Annotated in this window: 16 protein-coding genes; 10 read left to right on the forward strand and 6 right to left on the reverse strand. The window is 64.1% G+C overall.

The features are described from left to right. The first annotated feature begins 35 nt into the window (after nt 1-35). Together PMN64_RS03115 and PMN64_RS03120 are read left to right on the forward strand one after the other, a co-directional pair. Entirely contained in the window at nt 36-443 is a 408-nt protein-coding gene (locus tag PMN64_RS03115; RefSeq protein WP_411779677.1) for a cupin domain-containing protein, read from the forward strand. Continuing rightward, nucleotides 440-910: a carboxymuconolactone decarboxylase family protein gene (locus tag PMN64_RS03120; protein WP_411779678.1), complete on the forward strand. Its 471-nt coding sequence runs from the start codon at nt 440-442 to the stop codon at nt 908-910. The genes PMN64_RS03115 and PMN64_RS03120 overlap by 4 nt, the downstream gene beginning before the upstream one ends. Nucleotides 911-925: 15 nt before the next feature. Here the strand turns inward: PMN64_RS03120 and PMN64_RS03125 are convergent, their stop codons facing one another. Together PMN64_RS03125 and PMN64_RS03130 are read right to left on the reverse strand one after the other, a co-directional pair. Then, on the reverse strand, nt 926-2,266 hold the full coding sequence (locus PMN64_RS03125; protein WP_411779679.1) for an MFS transporter: 1,341 nt from the start codon (nt 2,264-2,266) through the stop codon (nt 926-928). Between the two features lie 92 nt (nt 2,267-2,358). Then, nucleotides 2,359-3,372 (reverse strand): methyltransferase, encoded by a 1,014-nt coding sequence (locus tag PMN64_RS03130; RefSeq protein ID WP_411779680.1) that lies wholly within the window; start codon nt 3,370-3,372, stop codon nt 2,359-2,361. Between the two features lie 368 nt (nt 3,373-3,740). On the opposite strand from PMN64_RS03130, the gene PMN64_RS03135 reads away from it, so the two are divergent. Beyond that, nucleotides 3,741-5,354, forward strand: coding sequence for a winged helix-turn-helix domain-containing tetratricopeptide repeat protein (locus tag PMN64_RS03135; protein ID WP_411779681.1), 1,614 nt, complete (start codon nt 3,741-3,743; stop codon nt 5,352-5,354). A 110-nt stretch (nt 5,355-5,464) separates the two neighbouring features. Here PMN64_RS03135 and PMN64_RS03140 read toward each other — a convergent pair whose 3' ends face one another. The 3 genes from PMN64_RS03140 to PMN64_RS03150 all read right to left on the reverse strand — a co-directional run bounded on the left by PMN64_RS03140 (nt 5,465) and on the right by PMN64_RS03150 (nt 8,557). Continuing rightward, on the reverse strand, nt 5,465-6,061 hold the full coding sequence (locus PMN64_RS03140) for a DUF2889 domain-containing protein (protein WP_051002921.1): 597 nt from the start codon (nt 6,059-6,061) through the stop codon (nt 5,465-5,467). A gap of 193 nt (nt 6,062-6,254) precedes the next feature. Further along, on the reverse strand, nt 6,255-7,811 hold the full coding sequence (locus PMN64_RS03145) for an acyl-CoA synthetase (protein WP_411779682.1): 1,557 nt from the start codon (nt 7,809-7,811) through the stop codon (nt 6,255-6,257). Then, complete coding sequence (locus tag PMN64_RS03150; protein WP_411779683.1) at nt 7,808-8,557, reverse strand: TetR/AcrR family transcriptional regulator; 750 nt, start codon at nt 8,555-8,557, stop codon at nt 7,808-7,810. Before PMN64_RS03150 ends, PMN64_RS03145 begins: the two co-directional genes overlap by 4 nt. A 95-nt stretch (nt 8,558-8,652) precedes the next feature. Here PMN64_RS03150 and PMN64_RS03155 point away from each other — a divergent pair, with 95 nt between their 5' ends. The 5 genes from PMN64_RS03155 (at nt 8,653) to PMN64_RS03175 (ending at nt 12,762) form a co-directional block, all read left to right on the forward strand. Continuing rightward, nucleotides 8,653-9,837: a lipid-transfer protein gene (locus PMN64_RS03155; RefSeq protein ID WP_411779684.1), complete on the forward strand. Its 1,185-nt coding sequence runs from the start codon at nt 8,653-8,655 to the stop codon at nt 9,835-9,837. Between the two features lie 8 nt (nt 9,838-9,845). Next, nucleotides 9,846-10,301: a MaoC family dehydratase N-terminal domain-containing protein gene (locus PMN64_RS03160; RefSeq protein WP_028344581.1), complete on the forward strand. Its 456-nt coding sequence runs from the start codon at nt 9,846-9,848 to the stop codon at nt 10,299-10,301. After that, nucleotides 10,298-10,702, forward strand: a complete 405-nt coding sequence (locus PMN64_RS03165; RefSeq protein ID WP_028344582.1) for a MaoC family dehydratase — start codon at nt 10,298-10,300, stop codon at nt 10,700-10,702. The genes PMN64_RS03160 and PMN64_RS03165 overlap by 4 nt, the downstream gene beginning before the upstream one ends. Nucleotides 10,703-10,710: 8 nt before the next feature. Further along, nucleotides 10,711-11,538: an SDR family NAD(P)-dependent oxidoreductase gene (locus PMN64_RS03170; protein WP_028344583.1), complete on the forward strand. Its 828-nt coding sequence runs from the start codon at nt 10,711-10,713 to the stop codon at nt 11,536-11,538. Between the two features lie 78 nt (nt 11,539-11,616). Then, a complete protein-coding gene (locus PMN64_RS03175) occupies nt 11,617-12,762 on the forward strand; it encodes an acyl-CoA dehydrogenase family protein (RefSeq protein WP_411779685.1) in 1,146 nt (381 codons plus the stop codon). A gap of 143 nt (nt 12,763-12,905) precedes the next feature. On the opposite strand, the gene PMN64_RS03180 is transcribed toward PMN64_RS03175, so the two are convergent. After that, nucleotides 12,906-14,396, reverse strand: a complete 1,491-nt coding sequence (locus tag PMN64_RS03180) for a methyl-accepting chemotaxis protein (RefSeq protein WP_304499736.1) — start codon at nt 14,394-14,396, stop codon at nt 12,906-12,908. 894 nt (nt 14,397-15,290) lie between these two features. On the opposite strand from PMN64_RS03180, the gene PMN64_RS03185 reads away from it, so the two are divergent. After that, nucleotides 15,291-16,949 (forward strand): thiamine pyrophosphate-binding protein, encoded by a 1,659-nt coding sequence (locus tag PMN64_RS03185; RefSeq protein WP_411779686.1) that lies wholly within the window; start codon nt 15,291-15,293, stop codon nt 16,947-16,949. Next, entirely contained in the window at nt 16,949-18,220 is a 1,272-nt protein-coding gene (locus tag PMN64_RS03190) for an NAD(P)/FAD-dependent oxidoreductase (RefSeq protein ID WP_411779687.1), read from the forward strand. The genes PMN64_RS03185 and PMN64_RS03190 overlap by 1 nt, the downstream gene beginning before the upstream one ends. The last annotated feature ends 11 nt before the right edge of the window (nt 18,221-18,231 follow it).

The raw sequence follows: 18,231 nt of genomic DNA on the forward strand, positions 1-18,231 counted from the left end.
TGCCCGCATCTATCCGTTAGCAATGGAGGCACGAGATGAAGACCTTGATGACGACGCTGCTGGCCTGCGCCGCGCTTGCGACCCCGGCGATGGCGCAATCGGTGACGCCGAAGTTCGAGCATATGATCACGAACATTCCCGGCAAGTCGCTGATCGCGGTCGAGGTCAACTTCCCGCCCGGCGAGGTCTCGGCGCCGCACCATCACGCCAAATCGGCGTTTCTTTATGTCTATGTTCTGCAGGGCGCGATCGAGAGCCAGCTCGAGGGCGAGGCCGCGCACATCTATCGGGCTGGCGACAGCTTCTACGAGCCGCCCGGCGCGCATCACGTGCTCGGGCGCAACGCCAGCGCGACCGAACCGGCGAAGCTGCTTGCGGTGTTCGTCGTCGACAGCAACGACAAGGCGCTGACTGTGTTCGACAAGGAAGGACACAAGCAATGAGCATGCGGATCGATTACAACAAGGTCGCGCCCGCGGGCATCAAGGCGCTCGGCGGCGTCTATGGCTACATCACGCAAAGCGGCCTTTCCGCGCAGCTCGTCGAACTGGTCTATCTGCGGATATCGCAGATCAACGGCTGTGCTTATTGTCTCGACATGCATACCCGCTCACTTCGGAAAATGGGCGTCAAGGTCGAGAAGTTGGCGCTGCTACAGGTCTGGCGCGAGGCGGAGGCGCTGTTCGATGCCGAGGAGCGCGCGGCGCTGGCCTGGGCCGAAACCGTCACCCGCGTGGCGGAGACCGTGATTCCGGATGCCGATTACCGGGCGGCCCGCGAAATGTTCAACGAGAAGCAACTGGTCGACCTGACCATCGCGATCGGCCTGATGAACACCTACAACCGGATCGCGATCGGCTTCCGCAACCCGCCGCAGGCGGTAACCGAGCATTCCGCTGCGGCGGCTTGATCTTGGCAGGATGGGTCAACTCCTCGACAGGAGCAACTCATTCGTTGCGGGCCGCATGCTCAGCAGCAGGAGTGCGCCGGAGAGCAGGTACAGCGCCATGACGAAGTACATGCCATAGATGTTGTCGCCGGTGTTCCGCACGATGAACCCGGTGATCGACGGGCTTACCGCCGGACCGAGGTTTCCGAGGCTGGTGACGAGGGCAAGGCCGCCGGCCGCCGCGCCTGCTGAGAGATACTCACTGGTCAATGCATAGAAGAGCGGCGGCGCTGACACAAAGCCGATGACGGCGAAAGAGAGAGCCAGGATCGAACCAACAAAAGTGCCGTGGAGCAACATGAGAAAGAACAAGCCGCCGGCGGCAATCGTGACGCAGGTCGCATAGTGCCAGCGGCGCTCATGCCGCTTGTCCGAATGACGACCGATCAGGATCATGCAGACGATACCCGCAGCGTTGGCTACTGCGTGATAGACGCCGACTAGTAGCGGATCCTTTACTCCCCAGCTATGGATCAGGGTCGGCATCCAGAATACCATCTTGTAGTTGGCGCCCAGCAGACAAAAACAGGACAGCGACAACAGGTAGACCTTCGGGTCTCGCAGCAGCTGCCGGAACGTCCCCGAGGTCGCCTTCACGATGTTCTCTTCGTCATGCTGTAAAGCATCGTCCAGCAGCGCCTTCTCCCCCTTCGAGAGCCACGCGGCCTGGAACGGCTTGTCCTTGAGCAGGTAATACACGAGAACGCCGAGGATTGGCGCGGGCATCCCCTGGATCAGAAACAGCCATTGCCAGCCATAAAGACCGCTGACGCCATCGAAATACTTCAGGATCGAACCACACAGCGGACCAGCGATGAACATCACAATGGGGGGCGCCGACGCGAGGATCGCGATGACCTGCCCGCGCCTCACCGACGGGTACCAGTACGTCAAGTACAGCAGCACGCCCGGGGCGAAGCCGGCCTCAAAGACACCAAGAAAGAACCTCGCCGCATAGAACTGGAGCGGCGTCGATACGAACATCATGGCGGTCGCCGCCAATCCCCAGAGCACCATGATCCGCAACAGGGTCTTGCGCGCGCCGATCCTTTCCAGAAGAAGATTGCTGGGCACCTCAAACAGGAAATATCCGACGAAGAAGATGCCCGCGCCGAGCCCGTAGACTGCATCATCAAACGGCAGTGTCTGCTTCATCTGAAGCTGTGCAAAGCCGATATTGATGCGGTCGAGAAAGGCGACCATGCTGGCGATCAGTAGCAAAGGTATAAGGCGCCAGTCGACCTTCGCGAACACGGCCTTGTACGCCGGGTTCTCCAATATGGGCGACGATGACTTGTTTGCAGCAGGCAGATGCATTCTTGTTCCTTCCAAAGTATGCTTTTGCCTATGATGTCCTTCGAACCAGTCGCTGCTCCATTGCGCGGGAGTAATGGTCTAACCTCGAAAGCTCAGGCGACCTTTGCCTCGATGATGCTGTGGCGCCCGGCCGGATAGGTCGCGGTGTGAGTAAAGCCGGATTCGCGAAACAGCCAGGCGTACTTCTTTTCCGTTCTTTCGAGACCGCCAGGCCCGCGAAGCATGAGCAGATCGGTCAGCGTCTGTTCCCTGTGCGCATCGCTTACGCTCGGGAATTCCGGCATGATCCGTTCGATAAGCAGGAGCACGCCACCTGCAGGGAGCGCCCTTCGACAGTTTGCGAGGATGACCATGCTGCGGTCATCGCTCCAATCGTGAATGATGTGCTTCATGACGATGGCATCCGCGATTGATGGAATCGTCTGGAAGAAATCGCCGGCCATGAATTCGACGCGGTCACTGAGCCCGCTGCGCCTCAGTTGGCCAGTCGCGGATTCGGCGCAGCGCGGAAGGTCGAAAATGGTCCCTCGGATATGCGGATGTTGCCCGGCTATGGCGCCAAGGAGTTCGCCGGAGCCGCCGCCGACATCCATGAGATGAGCGAACGCACCGAAGTCGTAGGCCCCCAGGATATCCGGAATCGCCAGACGCGTCCCCTCCATCATCGCCGCATTGAATATGCGGACCATCTCCGGATCGTGCGCCATCAGATCAAAGCTGTTTTCATGGCCAAGCAGTTGCGCGGCGGTCTTGCCCGTCATGATCGAGTCCAGCAACCCGGTCCACGATTCGGCCAGGAACTGGCCTTCAAAGATCGTCCAGTTCTTGAGGGACTGGGTTGCGGCCCCGTCAAGGCAAGCTCCAAGTTCGGTCAATGCGTATCGGTCTTCAGCGACCGTGCAAATGCCTATGGTCGAAAGTGCTGTCAGCAGGCGGCGGAGCGCCTGTTTGTTCGCGCCGGTCGCCTCGACGAGTTCGCCAAGGGGCCGCGATCCATCGCGCAGGAGCTCAGCGATCCCCAGCTTCGCGGCGACATAGATGACCGCGGTCACGCGCTGCGACTGAATAAGGTGCAACAATTTTGCAGATGCGTGGATAGAGGACATCGATCATTCCCTCCCATGTTGCTCGTTGGTTCGCGGGCAGCACTCCCCGGCAAAATTGCTCAGGCCGGAGAGCGGCGCGCTGTGCGGCATTGATTGGCCGATCCTGATCTCGGTGTCGGGGACGCCCGGGCCGCATCGCTTGTCTGTCCCCGCAACCGGGGAAGGGCTGAAACCTGAAACACTTAGCGCAGCATGGACGACAGAACTGGTCATGGAGGCCTGCCTGGCGCTGACCGCCTTTGATGGATCGCTTCTCGGGACGGTTTTGCCATCCCGCGCCGTAAGATGATGCTGTACAATTACCATCAGGTCCCGAAACCTGGCCGATATTCTGCCGATATTTTCCGAAATGGCCCAACGAGGCATTCTTGCTTAAGTCATCGCAGCCTTCGATTGTGATCGGCGACCGGACCTTGGACCTGGCTCGCGAATTGCTGCTCGACGGGCGCGGCGACATCGTGCCGTTGCGTCCTCAAGCCTGGGCCGTGCTGCGGCTCCTCGCGCAACGCGTCGGGCGCCTGGTGCATAAGGACGAGATATTGGATGAGGTCTGGTCGGACTGCGAGGTCACGGAAGACTCGCTTGTCCAGGCAATCGGCGACATCAGGCAGGCCTTGGGAGAGGCGGGCCGATTGGCCCTGAGAACGTTGCCTCGCCGCGGCTACATGCTGGTCGTGGATGGCGAGCAGGCCGACCGCCCGGCCTCTGCCAGCATCACGACCTCGTCGATGCCGGACAATGCCGGAAAGCCAGCGGGTTCAACGTCGATCCCACACCTGTCCATTGTTGTTCTACCATTCACAAATATTGGCGGCGATCTGGAGCAGGAATATTTTGTCGATGGCGTGACTCACAGTTTGACTACCGACCTGTCGCGCATCGCCGGCGCGTTCGTCATCGGCCGGGGCACCGCGTTCACCTTCAAGGGAAAGGCGGTGGACGTGAGGGAGATCGGTCGCGAATTGAATGTCCGTTACGCGCTGGAAGGGTCGGTGCAACGCGGCGGCAATCGCTTTCGCCTGAACGTTCAGTTGACTGACACGGAAACCGGAGCCCATGTGTGGGCTGAGCGCTTCGACAAGCCCGCTGCCGACTTGCTGGACATGCAGGATGAGATCGTATCCCGGCTCGCCAATACGTTGAACGCCGAGCTTATCAAGGCCGAAGCACGACGAGCGGAAAGGTTGCCCCAGCCGGACGCGATGGATCTCTATTTTCAGGGCAGGGCTGTCCTGAACAAAGGAATAGCGCCTGCGGTTATGGCGCGAGCAAGGGATTTCTTCATGCGCGCCCTCGCGCTTGATCCCGACAATATTGAAGCAGCGGTTGCCGCGGCTCAGGTCGATTTTGCGATCGGTTCTTCCTCCATGGCCGATGACGGACCGGCATATTTCAGGGCCGCGGAGAAGGCGCTGAATGGCGTGTTGTTGCGTGCGCCCAATCACCCCAGAGCCCACATGTTGCTCGGCGCGGTTCAAATTCGGACACACCGCGCTGCAAAGGGTATCGCTGAATGTCGCCAGGCGCTGGCGCTCGATCGGAATTTGGCCGATGCGCATGGGTTTATTGGCCTAGGGAAGCATGCGCTGGGGCGTGGCGAGGAAGTCGAAGGGCATATTCAAGAGGCGTTACGACTGTCCCCTCGCGATACGCGTGCCTTTCTCTGGATCATGGTTGTCGGGATGGCCAAGTTGATGTCCTGCACCAATGCAGACCTCGAGGCGCTGGACTGGCTTCGCCGGAGCATTGAGGCTAATCCCAATTTTGCGCTCGCTCACTTTCACTTGGCTGGCGCGTTGGCCATGATGGGAGACCTCGAGGAAGCACAATCCAGTGCCAAAGCTGGACTGGCACTTGATCCAAACTTCAGCATTCGTCGATACGACGTCAATGTCGTCTTCCTGTCCGACAATCCGGTATGGCTCGCCAAGCGTAAGCGCTTTTATGAGGGAATGCGCATGGCCGGCGTGCCGGAAAGCTAGTGCCGCGTTCGATCATCTGCGTGAATGGGATAAAGCTGCGACGAGGAGCTGCATTTGAGCTCCAGCAGCGGCGCGCCATACACGCGTCTTGGTCAGCGGCGGAGCACCACTCACGAACCCGGCTTGGCCTCGACCGGCTTCTGCGCGAACTGCGGAAAAGTCTCGGCCACGACCGGCCCATCCAGCCGCCATGAATAGCAGCCGCCGACGAAGAACGGCGGCTCGGTGACATCGCGCTGATGATCGAGCGCGCCGCGGCCCTGCGGGTCCTTGCCGGAGGTCGCGGTCTGGAACAGCGTCGTCACCGCCGGTCCCAGCAGCTCGGCGAGATGGGTGCAGGTCTCGAGCTTGCCGATCTTGCGACGGACCAGTTCGCGCCAGCCCTTGCCGATGCGTTCGCCGACCAGGCGCTGCAAAATGCCCTCGACGTCGAGGCAGGATGGGTAGGGCGTCGAGGCCATCGTGGTGCCGGTCTCGCGGATCGTAAAACTGTCGTCGACCGCGAGCCGCAGGCGGATATCGTGCACGGGATCGTCGGGCTGCTGCAGGCCGCGATGCTTGTCCTGTCGCGCATAGGGTTTGGTGTCGACCAGCCGCGCCTCGACTTCCCACAATCCGTCGTCACGGAGATAGCCGAGACATTCGACGGAGCGGCGGTGCATCAGGCGGCGGGGCTTGCCGTCGGCATTGGTATCGGGTGCGGACATCGGAACTCGCTGGATTGAATCTAGTACTGATCCAATCGGCCGCGTGCGCCGATGTCAACGCTCGCAGCTGAATGGCGTCATGAGACGTCGTCATTCCGGGATGGCGCGTCAGCGCCAGACCCGGAATCTCGAGATTCCGGGTTCGATGCTTCGCATCGCCCCGGAATGACGGGGTGACGTTGAGAGCTGCCCCTCAGCTCACGCGCCGTTCGCGGTTCTCCCAATATGGCTTGCGCAGCTCGCGTTTCAGAATCTTGCCGGCCCCGGAGAGCGGCAGCGGGGTCGAGGTGATGTCGACGCTGCGCGGGCATTTGTAGCCGGCGATCAGCGCCTTGCAATGCTCCATCAGCTCCTCCGGCGTGGCGCTGGCGCCGCTCTTCATCACCACGACGGCGTGAACCTGCTCGCCCCAGCGTTCGCTCGGAATGCCGATCACGGCGCATTGCGCCACCGCCGGGTGCTGGGCGAGGGCGTTCTCGACCTCGGCCGAATAGACGTTCTCGCCGCCGGAAATGATCATGTCCTTGACGCGATCGACGACGTAGACGAAGCCGTCCTCGTCCATGTAGCCGCCGTCGCCGGTGTGCATCCAGCCGTCGATCACGGCGCGCGCGGTTTCCTCCGGCCGCTCCCAATAGCCCATCATCACCATGTCGCCGCGCACGGCGATCTCGCCGACGGTGCCCGTCGGCACCACCTTGTCCTCCGCGTCGACTATCTTGACCTCGGCGCCGAGCGTCGCCCGGCCGGCGCCGCGGTGCCGTCCCTTGGCGCGGCCGTCGCCGATATGCTCTTTCCAGTGCAGCAGGGTCGCGATCGGCGACAGCTCGGTCATGCCGTAGGCTTGCGTGAATTCGACATGCGGCAGCGCCTTCATGGCGCGCATCAGCACAGCATCGCTCATGACGGAGGCGCCGTAGGAGATCCGCTTCAAGGACGACAGGTCGTAATTGCCGAGCGTCGGATGATCGACGAACATCTGGATCATGGTCGGCACCAGCAGCACGTCGGTGATGCGCTCCTTCTGGACCGCGGCCGCGACGCCGTCGGGCGTAAAGCCCTGGATCACGACATTGGAGCCGCCGGACAGCAGCACCGAATACATCGCCGCGCCGTTGGCGAGGTGGAACATCGGCGCCGCGTGCAGGTAGATCGAGGTGCCCGGCCACAGGCCTTCGCCGAGCGCATTCAACGCATTGGCCATCAGATTGCCGTGGCTCAGCATCACGCCCTTGGAGCGGCCGGTGGTGCCGCCGGTGTAGAAGATGCCGGCGAGATCGTCGCGGCTGCGCATGGCATCGGCTATCGGCGCGCTGCGCGCGATCAGCGTCTCGTAATTCTCCATGCCAGCCGGCGTCTCGCCCTCGTCGGCATAGACCAACTTCAGGCCGGGGATGGCGCCTGCCAGCGCCGCGCCGACCGGCGCAAACGCCTTGTCGACGAACAGGATCGTTGCGCGGCAGTCGCGCAGCGCGTCCTCGTTCTCCAGCGGAGACCAGCGGATGTTGAGCGGCACGATCACGGCGCCGGCCCAGCCGACCGCCAAATAGAGTTCGAGATAGCGGTCGGAGTTCAGCGACAAGATCGCGACGCGGTCGCCGTCCTGCGCCCCGAGGCCGCGGATCGCGGCGGCTAGGCGGGCGACGCGTTCGCCGACCTCGCGCCAATTGCGCCGCCGCTCACCGCAGACGACTGCGAGCCCGTTTGGATTGACCTGCAGCGCGCGCCGCAGTCCGTGTGTGATGTTCACTCGTCTCCTCCCTTGGATGCGTTTCCCTTGCGAGGCGGTTTGTCCGCCTTCTCTGCAGCCGGAAAGGCTGCTTTGTGCGCTGTTGTCTTGCGCGTTGATGTCATTTGCGTTGTTGCTTTGGCGATGCCTTCGGTGAGACGGATCGCAAATTCCTCGGCGACGGCGCGTCCGCTCAGCTCGCCGCCCGGCTGGAACCAGTGGCCGATCCAGTTCAGCGAGCCGGCAATGGCGAACGCCGCGAGTTTCGGGTCGCAGGGTTTCACCGAACCGTCTTCGACGCCCTGTGCGATATAGTCGCGGAAGGCGCGGTCGATCCGCCGCTTGGCGGTCTGCACGATCTTGCGGTTGTCCTCGCTGAGATCGCGGATGTCGAAGCGGACCAGGCTTTTCCCGTAGTCCGCGGTCATCAGCTCGGCATAGCGGACGGTGAGCTTGCGCAGCTTGTCGAGCCCCGAGCCGCCGCCCGCCGACGTCTCGGCAATGCATTCGTCGACCAGCTCATTGCCGATCGACCAGCACTCGAACAGGATCTCGTCCTTGCCGCGGAAGTAATTGTAGAGCGCGGGCTTGGTGATGTTGAGCCGCTTGGCGACGTCGTTCAGCGTGGCGCGGTGATAGCCCTGTTCGAGGAACAGGGCGACGGCCGTGCGCAGAACCGCCTCGCGCTTCTCGTCGCGGGCGCGGCGCCGGCTTTCGAATGGCAGCCAGGGGGACTCGTTGCTGGAAGGGAGGGAGTGGGCGTCCATCGCGTCGGCTGTTGTCGCATTGACTCCGGAAGGTCGCCCGTATATTACCCATGGGTAATAAATAGTCCAGTGGGTAATTTCCGGGAGGACACGCGATGACGTCACGCACCTATGTTGCCGGGGTCGGCATGATCCCGTTCGTCAAGCCCGGCGCCAATGCGCCGTATCACGTGATGGGCGCCGAAGCGGCGAAGCTGGCGCTCGCCGACGCCGGTCTCGATTACGGTCGTGTGCAGCAGGCCTATGTCGGCTATGTCTACCGCGACTCCACCTGCGGCCAGCGCGCGCTCTATCCGGTCGGCATGACTGGCATCCCGATCGTCAACGTCAACAACAACTGTTCGACCGGCTCGACCGCGCTGTTCCTGGCGCGGCAGGCGATCGAGTCGGGCGCGGCCGACTGCGTGATGGCGCTCGGCTTCGAGCAGATGAAGCCCGGCGCGCTCGGCGCCGTGTTCACCGACCGTCCCAGCGCGTTCGACGATTTCGATGCCGCGGCCGACAAGCTGGTCGACGCGCCCGGCGTGCCGCTGGCGCTGCGCTATTTCGGCGGCGCCGGCCTCAGCCACATGAAGAAATACGGCACGCCGCTCTCCGCCTTTGCAACAGTGCGCGCCAAGGCGAGCCGGCATGCCAAGAACAATCCGCTGGCCCTGTTCCGGAAAGAGGTAACCGCCGACGACGTGATGAACGACCAGGTGATCTGGCCCGGCGTGATGACGCGGTTGATGGCGTGCCCACCGACCTGCGGCGGCGCCGCCGCGATCCTGGTCTCGGAGAAATTCGCCGACCAGCACGGCCTCAACAAGCAGGTCCGCATCGCCGCGCAGGCGATGACCACGGATACGCCGTCGACCTTCGGTGCGTCAGACATGATGCAGGTGGTCGGCTACGACATGGCGCGCGATGCCGCGCGCAAGGTCTATGAGGCCGCCGGCATCGGGCCTGATGATCTCGACGTCGTCGAGCTGCACGACTGCTTCGCGCACAACGAGCTGATCACCTATGAGGGGCTTGGCCTGTGCGGCGAGGGTGAGGCCGCGAAATTCATCGACGACGGCGACAACTCCTATGGCGGCAGGATCGTCACCAACCCGTCCGGCGGGCTGCTGTCGAAGGGCCATCCGCTCGGCGCCACCGGACTTGCGCAGTGCTATGAGCTGACGCGGCAGCTGCGCGGCACCGCTGCGGCGACGCAGGTGGAGGGCGCGCGGATCGGCTTGCAGCACAATCTCGGCCTCGGCGGCGCCTGCGTCGTGACGCTCTACGAACGCGCCTGAGGCCGCCCATGGTCGATCAATCCGCTGTCGGGCGTACATTCACGCCCGTGACCGCGCGCGTCGAGCCGGGGCGCCTGCGCTTCTTCCTCGATACGCTCGGCGAGACGAATGCCGTCTATCGCGACGAGACGGCCGCGCAGGCGGCCGGCTTCACGGCGGCACCGGTACCGCCGACCTATCTGTTCTGCCTCGAGATGATGGATGCACCCGACCCGTTCGAGTTCCTCACGGCGCTCGACATCGATCTGGCCCGCGTGCTGCACGGCGAGCAGCGCTTCGACTATCACGCGCCCGTGGTCGTCGGCGACACGCTGACGTTCCGCCCGCGCGTCACTGGCGTGACCGACAAGAAGGGCGGAGCGATGACGCTGATCGTGGTCGACACCCCCGTCACCAACCAGAACGGCGTCCATGTTGCCGATGTCTCGCGCACCGTCGTGGTGCGCAATGCGAGGCCGTCATGACCAGCTCTCCCTCTGTCGGCGATATCATCGTCCACAAGGAGTTTCCGGCGATCAGCCGGCATCGCCTGGCGCTGTATTGCGGCGCCTCGGGCGATCACAACCCGATCCATGTCGATATCGATTTCGCGAAGGCGGCCGGCTTTCCCGACGTGTTCGCGCACGGCATGCTGGTGATGGGCTATCTCGGCCAGGCGCTGACCGACGCGGTGGCGCCGTCGCGCATCCGCTCGTTCTCGACCCGCTTTGCCGCGATCACCCAGCTCGGCGCGCAGCTGACCTGCGAGGGCACGGTGACCGAGCTGAACGAGCAGGGCGGTGAGAAGCGCGCAAAACTCGCGCTGACGACGAAGGATCAGAACGGCGAGATCAAGCTCGCCGGGGAAGCCATTATCGCGCTTTAGGAGAGATCATGTCGAAACTGCAAGGCAAAGTCGCGCTCGTCTCAGGCTCCGGCCGCGGCATCGGGCGGGCGATTGCGCTGAAACTCGCCGGCGAGGGCGCGCGCGTCGTGGTCAACGATCTCGATGCCGAGCCGGGCGATGCGGTCGTTGCCGAGATCAAGGCCATGGGCGGCGAGGCGATCGCGGTCAATGGCAGCGTGACCGAAGCCGGCTTTGCCGATCGCTTCGTCGGCAGCGCGATCGATCGGTTCGGCGGCCTCGACATCATCGTCAACAATGCCGGCTACACCTGGGACTCGACGATCCAGAAGATGACCGACGAACAGTTCCAGGCGATGCTCGACGTCCATCTGGTCGCGCCGTTCCGCATCATGCGCGCGGCGTCGGAGCCGATCCGGGTGATGGCGAAGAGAGAGGCCGAGGCGGGCCGCGAGGTGTTCCGCAAGGTCGTCAACATCTCCTCGATCGCGGGCCTCTACGGCAATGCCGGGCAGGCGAGCTATTCGTCCGCCAAAGCCTCGCTGATCGGCCTGACGCGCACGATGTGCAAGGAGTGGGGCCGCTACAAGGTCAACGTCAATTGCGTCGCGTTCGGCCTGATCAACACCCGCCTGACCCAGCCGATCGAGAGCCAGCAGAAGACCATCGACGTCGCCGGCCGCGACATCAAGGTCGGTGTCCAGCCGCAGATGCTGGAGGCGATGGGCCGCATGATCCCGCTCGGCCGCGGCGGCACGCCGGAGGAGGCGGCCGATGCGGTCTATCTGTTCTGCGCTCCGGAATCGAATTACATCAGCGGTCAGGTGATCGTCGCCGGCGGCGGTCTGCTGATTTGACGAGAGCGTTTTCAAGCGAAGTGGGTACCGGTTCGCGTCAAGAAAACGCGTCAAAGAAAGAATGCGTAGCGAGGGCAGATGCACTACCGATCGTCCTGGATGACCGAGGAGCTGGACACCTTCCGCGACCAGTTCCGCAAATTCCTCGCCAAGGATCTGGCGCCGCACGCCGAAAAATGGCGCGAGCAGAAGCTGGTCGACCGCTCGGCCTGGCGCGCGCTCGGCGAAATGGGCGCGTTGCTGCCGAGCGTGCCCGAGGCCTATGGCGGCTTAGGGGCCAGCTTCGCCTATGACGCCGCCGTGCTCGATGACCTCGAGAGCACGGTGCCGGAGCTGACCACCGGCGTCTCCGTGCACAGCGCGATCGTCGCGCATTACATCGTCAACTACGGCTCGGAGGAGCAGAAGAAACGCTGGCTGCCGAAGATGGCGTCGGGCGAGATGGTCGGCGCCATCGCGATGACCGAGCCCGGCACCGGCTCGGATCTGCAAGCCGTCAAGACCACGGCGAAGAAGCAGGGCAATTCCTACGTCATCAACGGCCAGAAGACATTTATCACCAACGGCCAGGCCGCCGATCTCGTCATCGTGGTGGCGCGGACCGGGGCGCCGGGCGCCAAGGGCATCTCGCTGATCGTCGTTGAAACCGCGGGCGCCGAGGGCTACCGGCGCGGCCGCAACCTCGACAAGATCGGGCTGCACGCATCAGACACGTCGGAGCTGTTCTTCGATAACGTCACGGTGCCGCCGGAAAACCTGCTTGGCGCCGAGGAGGGCAACGGCTTCGTGCAGCTGATGCAGCAATTGCCGCAGGAGCGGCTGTCGCTCGCCATCGGCGCAGTCGCCTCGATGGAGCGCGCGGTCAGGATCACCACCGAATACACCAAGGAGCGCACCGCGTTCGGCAAGCCGCTGCTTGAATTCCAGAACACCGCCTTCAAGCTCGCCGAGCGCAAGACCGAGGCGATGATCGCCCGCGTGTTCGTCGACTGGTGCGTCGAGCGCCTGGTCGCCGGCGACCTCGACACCGTGACGGCGTCGATGGCGAAATGGTGGTGCTCGCAGAAGCAGGTCGAGACCGCCGACGAGTGCCTGCAGCTGCATGGCGGCTACGGCTACATGCAGGAATATCCGATCTCGCGCATGTTCATCGATTCCCGGATCCAGAAGATCTATGGCGGCACCAACGAGATCATGAAGCTCCTGATCGCGCGCTCGCTTTGAAACTTCTTCACCGTCATTCCGGGGCATGCGAAGCATGAACCCGGAATCTCGAGCCGCAACTTCGAGATTCCGGGTTCGATGCTCGCGCATCGCCCCGGAATGACGCGGAGAGGTGAGTGCGCGCTCATGTCCTTCGCGCGCCGCTACATCGCGCGCACGTTCTTGAGGAACTTGTCGACCTGAACTTCCAGCTCGGAGGCGTTGCTGGCGAGCTCTCCGGAGGCCGCCAGCACGTTCTCGGCGGCCTTGCTGGCATCGTCGATCGCCTTGGTCGTGCCGTTGATGTTGGCGGTGACCTCCTTGGTGGCCGCGGCCTGTTCCTCGACGGCGCTGGCGATCACGGTCGAGATCTCGCTGATCTGGACGATGACCTGCGAGATCGCCTTCAGCGCCGTGGCGGTGTTGCCGGTCGCGGTCTGCATCTCGTTGATCTGCGCCGAAATGTCTTCCGTGGCCTTGGCGGTCTGGTTGGCCAGCGCCTTCACCTCGGAGGCGACGACGGCGAAGCCGCGTCCGGCCTCGCCGGCGCGTGCGGACTCGATGGTTGCGTTGAGTGCAAGCAGGTTGGTCTGGCCGGCGATCTGGCTGATCAGGGCGACGACGTCGCCGATCTTCTGCGCCATGGTCACGAGGCCCGCGACCAGCTTGTCGGACTTCTCGGCTTCGTCGACCGCCATGCGGGCGATGCGGCTCGCCTCGGCCACTTGGCGGCTGATCTCGTTGACCGAGGACGACAGCTCCTCGGACGCGGACGCCGCGCTCGCCGAGCGCTGATTGACGAATTCGGCGGTCGTCGTCAGCGATCGCGCCGTGCCCTGCATTTGCGTCGAGGCCGACGCCAGCATCCCGGCAAGCCCCTTAACATCCTTCTCGAAATCATCGGCCAGCTTCACATTGCCTGTCACGACCGACCAGCTCAGCATCGCGCCGGTGTAGTTGCCGCGCTTGTCGGTCAGCCCGGAGACCCGCAGGTCGAGCGTTTCCGGACCGAGCTTGATCTTGGCCGCATGCGGCAGGTTCTTGGGATCGCCGACGATGCGCCGCTGGTGCGCCGGGTTCTTGTGGAAGATGTCGAACGAGTTGCCGAGGATCTTGTCCGGCGCCACCGGAAGCAGGTGCTTCACGGTGTCGAGCGTCTTGAGGCTGGTCTGGTTGATGTAGGTGATGTTGAAATCGGTATCGCACATCATGATGTTGATCGGCATGTTGTCGAGCATCTGCAACAGCCGCTCGGTCTGGGTTTCAAGCCGCGCCTTCTCGGTCGCGAGCTCCCAGGTCAGCATCGGGCCGGTGTAACGGCCGCGCGAATTGGTCATCGCTGTCACGGTGAGATCGAGCGTCTCGCCACCGATGGTGATGCGCGCCCTGTGCGGCAGGTTCTTCGGGTCGGACAGCAGCCGGCGCTGATGCTGCGGATTCTTGTGAAAGATATCGATCGATTGCCCGATCAGCGCGTCGACCTTCACCGGAAGGACATGCTCGATCTTCTTCAAGTTCTGCCGCGTCGACTCGTTGATGTAGGTGATTTTGAAATTGTCGAGCTCGCAGAGCATGACACTGATCGGCATGTCGTCGAACAGCCGGTACGAACCGTCCGAGCCGACGACGCTTGCGACGCTCTTCATCCCCAACATGCATTGCCCTCCAGCCTTGATAATGATCTTGGTGAATTGAAACGGTGCACCTGATCGGCAGCGGAATGCCTTCCACCGCCGGCCCCACGCAGGTGCGCTACACGATTTACAATTTCTGACTGCGTGAAACGGTAGGCGATTCGAGTTCCATCAAGAAGGGCGTGCAATGCGCCGCGTGCGCTCGCGCAAGACGCGCAACGCGCGAAGCAGCGATGAGTGCAGTCGAAATCGCCGCGCAACACCGCGATTTGCTGCGTAATCCGCGCGATCCTGCGCTGAAAGATGCGAAGCGCCGATCGCTGCACCGTAGTCTTACGGAAGCAGACGCGTGCGCTCCCAATGATTGTTATCGTGCACATGGCGCGTTGGCTTATGCAGATCGTGCCACGCCATGGCGCGCATCGGAGAGCTCCTGACTGCAATCGTATCGGCGGCCGCGCGCTGTCAGTCTTGGGGATGTGGCGTGCGAGCATTTTTCCGCCTGCGCTCTGTTGCGGCGATCGGCGCCTCGTGATGATCGCGAGGTTGTGCCATCGTCGATGGGAGTGCCCCTGAAAGAAGTACGCACAGGTTGATCACGCCGCGCGAGACCCGATCGAGGCCGCAGACCGGCGTCGTGACATCGGTCCCGCTTGAGCGCGACGAGATCGCCCTGGACCCGGCCGACGGTGGCCTGCGTTGCTTGCCAGCCGGCGGCTTCAATCCTGCCGGCGATCGTCCGCTCTGCGGAAATCGATGACGAAACAGCGTTGCCCATTGCCTACCGCATGGCTTGGCGCCGCTGCGCCCGCGGGACGCAGCTTCGGCCTTGCACCCCATTTCCGTCTATCATACCCCGTGGGACCACGATCCGCGCGAAGCTCAAGCGCGCGCCAGTACTTGCAGGGAGCCCTCATGACCAAAAGCAATGCCCGCACCGGAGGCCAGATCCTGATCGACCAGCTGGTCGCGCAAGGGGTGGAGCGCGTCACCTGCGTGCCAGGCGAGAGCTATCTGGCGGCGCTTGACGCCTTGCACGACAGCCCGATCGACGTCGTGATCTGCCGCGCCGAGGGTGGCGCCGCGATGATGGCGGAGGCCTATGGCAAGCTGACGGGACGTCCGGGCATCTGCTTCGTCACGCGCGGTCCGGGCTCGACCAATGCCGCCCATGGCGTGCACATCGCGATGCAGGATTCCACCCCGATGATCCTGTTCGTCGGCCAGGTCGACACCGGCATGCGCGAGCGCGAGGCGTTCCAGGAACTCGACTACAAGGCGGTGTTCGGCACCATGGCGAAATGGGCGGTCGAGATCGATCGCCCGGATCGCATTCCGGAACTGGTCGCGCGCGCCTTCCGCGTCGCGCTGCAGGGCCGGCCCGGTCCGGTGGTGATCTCGCTGCCCGAGAACATGCTGACTGAAACCGCCGCGGTCGCCGACGCGCCGAAGGTCGAGCCTGCGGCGACCTGGCCGGCGCCGGCCGATCTCGAGCGCCTCGGCAGCATGCTCGCCGGCGCCAAGGCGCCGATCGTGGTGCTCGGCGGCTCGGCCTGGACCGCGGAGGCCGCCAAGGGCATCGCGCGCTTCGCCGAGCGCTTCGACCTGCCGGTTACAACCTCGTTCCGCCGCGCCTCGCTGTTCGACGCCGACCACTCGCATTATGCCGGCGATCTCGGCATCGGCCCGAGCCCGAAGCTCCGGGATCGCATCACCGGCGCCGATGTCATTCTGTTGATCGGCGGCCGCATGTCGGAAATGCCGTCCTCGTCCTACACGCTGCTCGACATTCCGGTGCCGAGCCAGAAGCTGATCCATGTCCATCCCGGCGCCGAGGAGCTCGGCCGCGTCTACCAGCCGGCGCTGGCGATCCAGGCGACGCCCGCAGCCTTCGCCGCCGCGGTCGAGACCATGAAGCCCGCGGCCGCGCCCGCCTGGAAGGGTGAGGCGGCCAAGGCGCACGCGGATTACCTCGCCTGGACCGACAAGCCGCGCGAGCTGCCGGGCAGCTTCCAGTATGGCGAGGTCATGACCTGGCTGCGCGATCGCTTGCCGAAGGATGCCATCGTCTGCAACGGCGCCGGCAATTATGCCGGCTGGATTCACCGCCACCATCGCTTCCACGCTTTCGCCGCGCAGCTTGCGCCGACCTCGGGCTCGATGGGCTACGGCGTGCCGGCGGCTGTGATGGCCAAGCGGCATCATCCGGACCGGGTTGTCGTGGCGTTCGCCGGCGACGGCTGCTTCCTGATGAACGGGCAGGAGTTCGCTACCGCGGTGCAGTACGACGCGCCGCTGATCGTCGTCGTCATCGACAACGCGCAATACGGCACCATCCGCATGCATCAGGAGCGCGACTATCCCGGCCGCGTCGTCGGCACCCAGCTCAAGAATCCGGACTTCGCGCTTTATGCCAAGGCGTTCGGCGGCCATGGTGAGCGTGTCGAGCGCACCCAAGACTTCGCGCCCGCGTTCGAGCGCGCGCTGGCCTCAGGCAAGCCCGCGATCCTGCACTGCCTGGTCGATCAGCGCGCGCTGTCGGTCGGTAAAGACTTCGTGCAGGCTACGAACTGATGCCTGAGTCCACCGGCCGTCGGGTCGCGATCATCGGGGCCGGCGCGGTCGGCGTGATCAGCGCCATCGAGGCGCTGCGCGAGGGCCACAGCGTCACCTTGATCGATCCGGGCGAGCCCGGCGGCACCCAAGCCGCGAGCTACGGCAATGCCGGCTGGCTGTCGTCGCATTCGGTGATCCCGCCGGCCGAGCCGGGCACCTGGAAGAAGGTGCCGGGTTATCTGATGGATCCGCTCGGGCCGCTGGCGATCCGCTGGTCGTACCTGCCGAAGGCCTTGCCCTGGCTGGTCAAGTATCTGCTGTCGAGCCGGACCGAGGCGCAGGTCGAGGCCACCGCGCGGGCGATGCGCGATCTGTTGAAGGATGCGCCGCTGCTGCACCGGCAGCTCGCCGAGGAAGCGGGCGTCGGCGAATTGATCGAGCGGCGCGGGGTGATGCATGTGTTTCCCTCACGCGCGCCGTTCGATCGCGATCTCGGCTGGCGCATCCGCAAGCGCGTCGGCATCGAATGGCTGGAGCTCGATGAAGACGAGATGCGCCAGCGCGAGCCCGATCTGCATCCGCGCTACAAATTCGGCGTCGTGGTGGAGGAGGCGGGACGCTGCCGCGATCCCGGCGCCTATGTCGCGGCGCTTGCCGCCCACGCCATCGCTGATGGCGCCGAGCGCGTCGCCGCCAAGGCCACGGGCCTCAGGCTTGCCGGCAACAAGCTGGTCGCCGTGGTCACCGAGAGCGGCGAGATCGCCTGCGACGCGGCTGTCGTCGCCGCGGGCGCGCGCTCCAGGCAACTGACCGCCTCGATCGGCGATCCGCTGCCGCTGGAGACCGAGCGCGGCTATCACGTCATGATCGAGAATCCGGAATCCGGCCCGCGCAATTCGATGATGGCCTCGGATGCCAAGATGGTTGTCAACTGGACCGACAAGGGCCTGCGCGCCGCCGGCACGGTGGAGATCGCGGGGCTTGACGCCGCGCCGAACTGGAAGCGCGCCGAAATCCTGCGCGAGCATCTCTTCAGCATGTTCCCGAAGCTGCCGAGGGATATTCCGCCATCGCGGATCAAGACCTGGTTCGGCCATCGGCCGAGCATGCCCGACGGGCGGCCCTGCATCGGTTATGCCCGTGCCACGCGCGACGTGGTTTACGCCTTCGGCCACGGCCATGTCGGCCTGGTCGGATCGGCCCGCACCGGCCGGCTGGTCGCGCAACTCCTGAGCGGCAAGGCGCCGGAGATTCCGCTCGCCCCGTTTGCGCCCTCGCGCTTCCTGTAGGAAGGAGCGGC

The sequence above is a fragment of the Bradyrhizobium sp. UFLA01-814 genome, from assembly GCF_046718885.1.
Taxonomy (GTDB): domain Bacteria; phylum Pseudomonadota; class Alphaproteobacteria; order Rhizobiales; family Xanthobacteraceae; genus Bradyrhizobium; species Bradyrhizobium elkanii.